The organism is Cognatishimia activa (assembly GCF_026016445.1).
Lineage (GTDB): Bacteria > Pseudomonadota > Alphaproteobacteria > Rhodobacterales > Rhodobacteraceae > Cognatishimia > Cognatishimia activa_B.
The window spans coordinates 518,924-527,500 of record NZ_CP096147.1 but is presented as its reverse complement, the minus strand read 5'-3'; the positions used below and the strand labels follow the sequence as shown (position 1 = coordinate 527,500).

The window sequence follows — 8,577 nt, the reverse complement described above, 5'->3', positions numbered from 1 at the left end:
GATCCCATTTGAATGTCATCACTTCGGGGAAGCTTACCCGAACGGCAATAAGATTGAGGCTTTGCTTACCTTGCCCGAAGGAGAGCCGTTTCTCTTTCTGGATACGGATACGCTGATCACGGGCGATCTCGCACACGTACCCTTTGATTTCGAGAAACCCGGCGCGTCTTTGAAAGTGGAAGGCACATGGCCCATTCCACCGCTATATGGCCCAGGCTACGCAGGAATATGGAAAGCGCTCTATGATCGCTTTGGGCTCGACTTTGAAACCTCGCTTGATCTAAGCCAACCCGATGAATACTGGCGCCGCTACCTTTATTTCAACGCAGGCTTTTTCTTTTACAAATGCCCGCGCCTCTTTGGAGAGCGGTATCTGGAGTATTCGCTCTCTATCAGAGATGACACGCCGGAAGAACTGGCCAGCCAAAAGCTGACACCGTGGCTTGATCAGATCGCCCTGCCCCTTGTGATCCATTCCTTTGGCGGTGGCCGAGACGCCCTGCCCCAGGGTCTGATGGATGGCACGATCACATGCCATTATCGTCTGCTGCCACTTTTATATGCGCGCGAGGCGGATCATGTGGTTCAAACATTAGAGGAAGTCGCGGCACCGAATGAGATCAAACGGGTATTAAAGCAATACGATCCCTTCAAGTTCATGATTTATCACGGACGAGGCCAAAAGGCGCGCGCTCTGTTTGACCGCAATAAACTGCCACGCAAAGAACAGGCCATTCGCAATCAGTTGCGACGTAACGGATATTGGATGCGTTGACCCAATGAGCAAGCTTTTGATTGATTGCGTGAGATCAGCGCCTTAGACCTTTCAGAGACACTGCTCTGGAGGAAATTATGTCTGAAGAACGTAAGCTTGGCTTTGACACGCTGCAGATCCATGCGGGGGCGAACCCTGATCCGGCAACCGTCGCGCGCCAAATTCCGATTTATCAAACCACGGCCTATGTCTTCCGCGATGCAGAACATGCGGCCAACCTGTTTAATCTGGCTGAAGTTGGCAACATCTACTCTCGTCTGACCAACCCTACGGTCAGCGCGCTGGCGGAGCGCATCACCCATCTGGAAGGTGGCGTTGGCGGTATCTGCTGTTCTTCTGGTCACGCAGCGCAGATCATGGCGCTCTTCCCGCTGATGGGTCCCGGCTGCAATGTTGTCGCCTCCAACCGTCTTTATGGCGGTTCCGTTACGCAGCTCAGCCAGACGATCAAGCGCTTTGGCTGGTCGGCAAAATTTGTTGATCTGGATGACGAAGCTGCTGTCGCGGCGGCGATTGACAAAAACACCCGCGCTGTCTTCTGCGAATCCATCGCAAACCCCGGCGGTCATATTGCTGACATCCCGGCCATCGCTGCGATCGCTGATAAAGCCGGCGTGCCATTGATCGTCGATAATACTTCTGCAACTCCATATCTCTGCAACCCAATCGCTTTGGGTGCGACGCTGGTTGTGCACTCCACCACCAAATACCTGACCGGCAACGGCACGGTCACAGGCGGCGCTGTGATTGATAGCGGTAAGTTTGACTGGATGCAGAACGACAAGTTCCCTTCCCTGTCTAAACCAGAGCCAGCTTACCACGGCCTGTGTTTTGGCGAGGCGCTTGGCCCGATGGCCTACACCTTCCACTCCATCGCGGTTGGTCTGCGTGATCTGGGCATGACAATGAACCCGCAGGGCGCGCACTATACGTTGATGGGCATCGAAACCCTGTCACTGCGCATGGAGAAACACGTCGCCAACGCAAAGAAAGTTGCGACTTGGCTCGAGAACGATGATCGCATTGACTATGTGACCTATGCGGGTCTGGAAAGTTCCCCGTCTTATGGCCGGATCGAGAAGATCTGCCCGAAAGGTGCTGGCGCGCTCTTCACCTTCGCGGTCAAAGGCGGCTACGACGCCTGTGTGAAACTGGTCGATAATCTGGAACTCTTTAGCCATGTGGCCAATTTGGGTGATACGCGCTCACTGATCATTCACTCGGCCTCCACCACCCACCGCCAGCTGACACCAGAGCAGCAGGAAGCGGCGGGTGCGTCACCGAATGTGGTGCGTGTCTCCATCGGTATCGAAGATGCGGATGATATTATTGCGGATCTGGATCAAGCGCTGACCAAAGCCACTGCATAATTCAATCAACATCGCAAAAGAATTAGGGCCGCATTTCGCGGCCCTTTTGTTTTTCAGTCTTCTGCGATTTCAAAGACAATGGAAACTGTAGCCTGCGTCGACAATTCTCCAGCTGCGATAGGCACACCTGTGTCCATCGCCATCTCAGCCCGCGCCATGAACCTTGGTTGAGGCACGCCTCCCCCGCCTTCATGGAAAGATTTGATCGCGCCCAGCTCCACCCCTGCTGCTTCGGCATAAAGCTGCGCTTTTGCAACCGCATCCTGAACCGCCTTGCGGCGGGCTTCGTTCATCGCCTCTGATGGGTCTTGCAACGCAAAGCGCAAGCCGTTGAATGCGTTCACACCGTCGCGCACCATCTCGTCGAGCGCGTCGCCTAATATCGTAAGGTCACGCACCCTGACAGTCAGCTGATTGCCCGCTTCATACCCTTTGATCCGCGCGACATCGATGCGATTGTCCCCCCGCTCCCAAACAGGATTGAGGTAAAGATTGCCGGTTTGCATATCGCGTGGCTCAATGCCCAACTTCTCCATGATCCGAATAGCTGCCTGCGTCCGCCGATTGACTTCGCTCATGGCTTCCTGTGCGGTGAAAGCTTGAAACCGTGCACCCAAAGATAGCACCGCCATATCAGGCGCCTTTTCGATAACCCCACGACCTTGCACAGCGATCTCGCCAGCATGGGCAAAAACGGGGGCAGACAGGGCTGCAACGATAAGTAAGTTTCTAAGCATCTGCATAATAGGCTCCTTCCGGAATGACTTTATGGCAAAGCTAGGCGTTTCACCGCTAAAATGCTTGGGGATAAAGGGCTTTTTCTTCCCCTTCGGCGAATTCCTGCTATAAATCCAGCGCACAGCGGGCAAAATCTTTTGCCCTTTAAGATCGAGTGTTAGAGCCACACTATGAAACCAGATTATGCCCTATCCCTCTCGCTTGACGGCATCAAGTTCATGTGCCGTGTCAAAGAGGGTTGGCACCTGTTGGGGCAAGTCCCTTTAGAACATGCTGACCTTGGCGGCGCATTAGAGAAACTGCGCAAGAAAGGTGAGGATCATGCAGGCGGGAAAGCGCTCTGTAAGATCATCCTGCCCAATGACCAAATCAAGTACATCAAGCTGCCAAGTCAGGACGGCGATGTTGAAGCCGCTGTTACTGAATCATTGGAATCCGAGACGCCCTATCAGGTTTCAGAGCTTGCTTACGACTTTGTTGAACTGGTCGACAGAGTGCAAGTTGCGGCGGTCGCCAAGGACACGCTTGAGGAAGCGCTTAGTTTCGCCGTTGAACATGGATTTGATCCGGTCAGCTTTGTGGCCGTACCCGATCCGGACGATTTTGATGCTGAACCGTTTTTTGGAGCTACGCCGGGTGCAGGTGATCTAGTTGACGACGCAAGCGGCCTGCAACCGGATGACGCTCCGGTTCTAAATGTTTCCTCAGGCCCTCTTCCGACCGAAGAAACCGAGCCAGCACCTGCCTTTGCATCTCGTCGCCTGACCGCAACACCTGAGGGCAATGGCGCGGCCAAAGCGCTTGGCGGTGCAACCCGTGGGTTGAAAGCGGACAAATCAGAAGCGAACGATGACAGCCTTGCGAATGGTGAACTGAAACAGGACGAAAGCGAAAGCGCCGTTTCCGCCCAAGAGCCTCGTTTTGATCCGGCTACCTTGATAGCCGGTCTCAAGCAACGACCTGAGCCATCTGGAGAAACACGCCCACGAGGTGCTGCACGTACGTCTGTTGCCCCTGTCATAGAAGACGCGGTTGTAATTGATGCGGTACCGCCAGCCAAAGCTTCCGCAAAGTCTGAGCTTTCAGACGGCATCAAAAGCGTTCAGACAGAACCGAAAGTCGGGGGTAAGCCGAAGTTCCTAGGCTTGATCCTGATCCTTTTGCTTTTGGCTTTCTTGGCAGGCGTCGCACTCTGGGCCTCACTCTTCACTGATGATGGCGTTGCGGGTCTATTCTCACCCACCGATGGCATTGAAACCATCCCGCTGGAGCCCAGCACGGCAGACACGCTAGAGACCACCGCCCTGCCCCCTGTCTCTAATGAGACCATCACAGACTCCGCAGAAATCGAAGCATTGGATGATCAGGAAGGCATTCTTCTGGATCCGGTGATGGAAGCTGCGCTCCCGGCCCCGACCGGAGATGCACTCTACGCGGCAACGGGCATTTGGGATCGCGCTCCGATCCAACCAGACACACCAGGCAGCGACACAGTTGAAGCCATCTACATCGCCTCCTTTGAACCGATGCAGCAAACTCATGACGCCATTGCTCTGCCAACCGTTGATAGTTTCGGCGTTGATCCGCAAGTTGCGCCGCAAAACAACCCGGTCGCAGCTGGCATAAAGATCGACCTTGATGAACGCGGCCTTGTGATTGCGACAGCAGATGGTGCGATTTCTCCTGAGGGGATCATGGTCTATCTTGGAAAGCCGGCATCTTTGCCACCGACTTTCCCAGATAGAGCAGCGGTACAGGAGGCCGTCGTTGAAGAAGCCAATGAAGAGCTTTTGCGGTTGGCCTCTTTTCGCCCGAAAGTTCGCCCGACAGATCTGAGCGAACAGAATGAGCGCGCCAATCTAGGTGGCAGCACCCTTTCTGAAATCGCCAGCATCCGGCCAAAACTGCGCCCAGAACGTGCGGTTGTCGAGCTTGTGTCAATCGACCCAAGCGCCATCCAAGAAGCGACAGATCAGGCGGTTCTCGCCAGCATCCGCCCTAAAAGCCGCCCAAGCAACTTCTCATCCACAGTCGAAAAACAGCAAGAGCGCCTAGCTGCGGTTGCCGTTCCTCCGGCAGAGACGGTCGCGCCATCCATTCCGACGACCGCCTCAGTGGCGCGTAACGCCACACAGAAGAATGCAATCAATCTGCGTAAAGTGAACCTGATCGGCGTCTACGGCGCATCCAATGATCGCCGCGCCCTCGTTCGCCTTTCAAGCGGTCGCTATAAGAAAGTGCAGATCGGTGACCGGATAGACGGCGGACGTGTCGCCGCAATTAACACAAGCGAGCTGCACTACGTCAAAGGCGGTCGCACAATCGTTCTGAAAATGCCGCGGGGCTGAATCAGCCTTTGCACTGCGGTTTCTAAAGACAATACAACAAAGCTCACCCCCGAGACTGCCACCAGGCACGTCACCAGAAGTGCTGTTTCGCTTGGCCTGACGGAAGCAAACCAAAAAGTACTACACATTCCGAATGTGTAGTGATTGAGATATAAGGGGTAGCTCAGCCGGCCTAAAAACCTCAGCCCCCTGCCCCCGACACGCAAACTCTGCAGCTGAAACGCTGCAAAGGCAAACCAAGCGAATAGCGTGCAGATCAGTATTGCGAATATGAACGTCCCAAGTCTCTGATCCATTGCGAGCCAGATTTCAACCGCCCCAAAGACTGAGAAGAGGATGAGCCACTGGACATGGCGCATTCGACGTGTCTTTCCACCTACCCAAAGCATAATGCCAAGTGCAAAAAACACGCCGTGGCGCAGCAAGAGCAACGAGTATGAAAACTGATTGAGTTGAGTGCTAAGAAACTGCCACTCCCAATGATCAGCGAAAAAGAGCAAAGCCAAATAAAGCGAGCTTAGAAATCCAAGACATATGGCGATCCGTCTGAGTGGTATCTGTTCGAATATCCAAATCGACACGGCAATCACCGCGTAGAACACAGCCTCTACCATGAGCGTCCATATGACCCCGTCGATATGCGGCGCCTGCGGGATCAAAAGGACGGACTTAACGAGTTTCAACATCAGGTTCGCAGAGTTGTCACCTCCCCACCAAAGCGCCAAAGCCCCGATCAAAGACGATATCCAAAGGGCGGGAGCAATCCGCCAGACACGCGCCCAAACAAAAGCGACAGCGCCATGTTTTCCCATTCGCCGCGAAGCGCTGAAAGCAATCACAAACCCAGAAATCACGAAGAACACCTGTACCCCGACAGCCCCGGCATCTTCAAATATCGACAAAACAGGAAAGGCACGTTCCGAGGTTTCGTATGAAACCCCAATTTCCTTAATTGAATAGGTTGCAAAGTGGTTGAGGCAAACCAGACAAGCAGCGAGAAACCGAAGAACATCCAATCTCAACATGTGTTTTGACCGCTCATCCATAGGTCATGCCTCAATGAATTTGGTTAAAATTTTCTTGAAATGCGCCCGATAAGCGGCCCGAAAATGAGCATGATCTGCATCAAAGCCGATCCCTGAAGGCTCCCCTAAACTGATCGCGAAAGGAGGCCACAATGTATCAGAATATTCTCATCCCAGTGGCACCAGACCACGCGACATCTTACAACCAAGCCATGAACGTGGCGCGGCAACTTGTTGACCCAAAAGGCAAGATTACAGCGCTAACTGTGCTCGAAGCGATCCCAGATTTTGTACAGGCTCAAGTGCCACATGAAATCTATACAAACCGGGTAGCTGAAGCCGAAGCATCTTTGAAATCTGACCTTGGTGGCGTCACAGATGTTGAACCCGTGGTGGTATCTGGCCACAGCTATCGGACGATATTGGACTACGCCAATGAAGCGAATGTGGACTGCATCATTATCACATCTCACAAGCCTGAGTTCAGTGACTATCTGATTGGCTCCACAGCCGCACGCGTTGTACGTCACGCGAAATGCTGCGTCGTCGTCCTGCGATAAACAAAAGGCGGCGGTGAATTCACCGCCGCCCTAATTTGTGCAAGGATTAGCAGGCCTATTCCGCTGCTTCGATTTCTCCGTTGTCGATCTGCTCTTGTTCAATGCTCTCAAATAAAGCTTTGAAGTTACCTTCCCCAAATCCATCATCGCCTTTTCGCTGAATAAACTCGAAGAAAATCGGCCCGATCACAGTTTTTGAGAAGATTTGCAGCAGGATCTTAGTTTCCCCGCCATTTAGCACGCCTTCGCCGTCGATCAGAATGCCGTGTTCCATCATCTTGTCTTTGGGTTCATCATGGCCGGTCACGCGCTCATATGACAGATCGTAATAGGCCTCTGGTGGACCAGGCATGAATTTCACGCCTTTGTCTGCGATTTGGCCAACTGATTGGTAGATATCTTCAGTCCCAACGGCGATGTGCTGAATACCTTCGCCATTGTATTTCTTTAGATAGCTGACGATTTGACCTGTTTCGCCGCGGTCCTCGTTGATCGGAATGCGAATCTTGCCACAGGGGCTGGTCAGCGCACGAGAGAAGAGACCAGTGTATTTACCTTCAATGTCAAAAAAGCGAATTTCGCGGAAGTTGAACAGATCACCATAGAACTTGAACCACTTGTCCATATTGCCTTTGAACACGTTGTGGGTCAGGTGATCGAGGTAATAAAACCCGTCGCCTTCTGGCTTTGAGGTCGCGATCCAGTCGAACTCTTCATTGAAGGGAGAAGTGTCGTAATACTGATCAGTGAAGTAGATCAGTGATCCACCGATCCCCTTGATGGCAGGCCAATCGAGCGTTTTGTCATCCGTATCATAAGGCTCAGCACCTCTGGCAATTGCGTGGTCATAGGCTTTCTCTGCGTCAACCACCCGCCAGCCCATAGATGGGGCGCAGGGACCATGTTCTTCGACAAATTTCAGACCATAGCTGCCTGGCTCATGGTTGAGGATGTAAGTGATATCGCCCTGCTGCCAAAGCTCAATCGCTTTGCTTTTGTGGTTGGCAACATGGGTGTATCCCATGCGCTTGAAGAGAGCGCGCAACTCATCGGGTTCGGGATGCGCGAATTCTACAAATTCAAAGCCGTCCGTGCCAGCTGGATTGAAATCGGAAATTTCAGCGCGGGGTGCGTCATGTGGAAACGGGCCCATCAGATGCTCCTATTTTGGGTAATCATGTTCGCTGAATACATCTTAGATATATCCGAAAGCGGAAAGTCCGCGAAGGTGCGTGCAATATGCATAATAATTGCGTAGTATTTACAAGAAACGCCCAAAACGCGCGAGTAAAACGCACGATGCTTGATGAAACAGACAAAAGACTGCTCTCTGCCTTACAGAAGGATGCGCATCTGACGGCCAATCAATTGGGAGATCTATTGCACCTCTCCCCAAGCCAAGCGGGGCGCCGTCGCCAAAGGCTGGAGGCCGAAGGCTACATCAAGAATTACGCGGCTAAGTTGGACCCACAGCGACTTGGCTTGAACGTTCAGGCTTTCGTGCAAATACAATTGGGCACTCATGCCCCTGACAATTCCATGAGCGTGGCTCGCTTGATTGGAAATCGTCCTGAGGTGATCAGCGCTTGGACGCTCACGGGGGACGCAGATTACATGCTGCGCGTTTATTGCGCAGACCTACAGGCACTAAATACCTTGATACATGAAATCCTTTTGCCGCATCCTGCAGTTAGCCGCGTACAGAGTCAGATCGTGATGGACCAATTCAAACACGACGCTCCTCTACCCACCTGATCCGAC

The 8,577-nt window shown here is 53.0% G+C and carries 8 protein-coding genes (1 of these 8 running past the window's edge); 5 read left to right on the top strand and 3 right to left on the bottom strand.

What is annotated here, in order from left to right; genetic code table 11:
- On the top strand, nt 1-775 hold the 3' portion of the coding sequence (locus M0D42_RS02560; RefSeq protein WP_265020049.1) for a hypothetical protein. 227 nt of this gene lie to the left of the window's left edge; 775 of the gene's 1,002 nt are visible here — the last part of the coding sequence; its start codon lies beyond the left edge, outside the window; the stop codon is at nt 773-775.
- A gap of 77 nt (nt 776-852) precedes the next feature.
- Entirely contained in the window at nt 853-2,145 is a 1,293-nt protein-coding gene (locus M0D42_RS02555) for an O-acetylhomoserine aminocarboxypropyltransferase/cysteine synthase family protein (RefSeq protein WP_265020048.1), read from the top strand.
- Between the two features lie 53 nt (nt 2,146-2,198).
- On the opposite strand, the gene M0D42_RS02550 is transcribed toward M0D42_RS02555, so the two are convergent.
- Nucleotides 2,199-2,888 carry an SIMPL domain-containing protein gene (locus M0D42_RS02550; RefSeq protein WP_265020047.1) on the bottom strand — a complete coding sequence of 230 codons (690 nt, stop codon included), beginning with the start codon at nt 2,886-2,888 and terminating at the stop codon, nt 2,199-2,201.
- A 165-nt stretch (nt 2,889-3,053) separates the two neighbouring features.
- On the opposite strand from M0D42_RS02550, the gene M0D42_RS02545 reads away from it, so the two are divergent.
- Nucleotides 3,054-5,231 (top strand): hypothetical protein, encoded by a 2,178-nt coding sequence (locus M0D42_RS02545; RefSeq protein WP_265020046.1) that lies wholly within the window; start codon nt 3,054-3,056, stop codon nt 5,229-5,231.
- Here M0D42_RS02545 and M0D42_RS02540 read toward each other — a convergent pair.
- Complete coding sequence (locus tag M0D42_RS02540) at nt 5,183-6,277, bottom strand: acyltransferase family protein (RefSeq protein WP_265020045.1); 1,095 nt, start codon at nt 6,275-6,277, stop codon at nt 5,183-5,185. The genes M0D42_RS02545 and M0D42_RS02540 overlap by 49 nt on opposite strands.
- Nucleotides 6,278-6,408: 131 nt before the next feature.
- On the opposite strand from M0D42_RS02540, the gene M0D42_RS02535 reads away from it, so the two are divergent.
- Complete coding sequence (locus M0D42_RS02535; RefSeq protein ID WP_265020044.1) at nt 6,409-6,816, top strand: universal stress protein; 408 nt, start codon at nt 6,409-6,411, stop codon at nt 6,814-6,816.
- 55 nt (nt 6,817-6,871) lie between these two features.
- On the opposite strand, the gene hppD is transcribed toward M0D42_RS02535, so the two are convergent.
- Entirely contained in the window at nt 6,872-7,969 is a 1,098-nt protein-coding gene (gene hppD, locus M0D42_RS02530) for a 4-hydroxyphenylpyruvate dioxygenase (protein ID WP_265020043.1), read from the bottom strand.
- Between the two features lie 146 nt (nt 7,970-8,115).
- Between hppD and M0D42_RS02525 the strand changes: the two genes are divergently transcribed.
- Entirely contained in the window at nt 8,116-8,571 is a 456-nt protein-coding gene (locus M0D42_RS02525) for an Lrp/AsnC family transcriptional regulator (protein WP_265020042.1), read from the top strand.
- Nucleotides 8,572-8,577 lie beyond the last annotated feature (6 nt).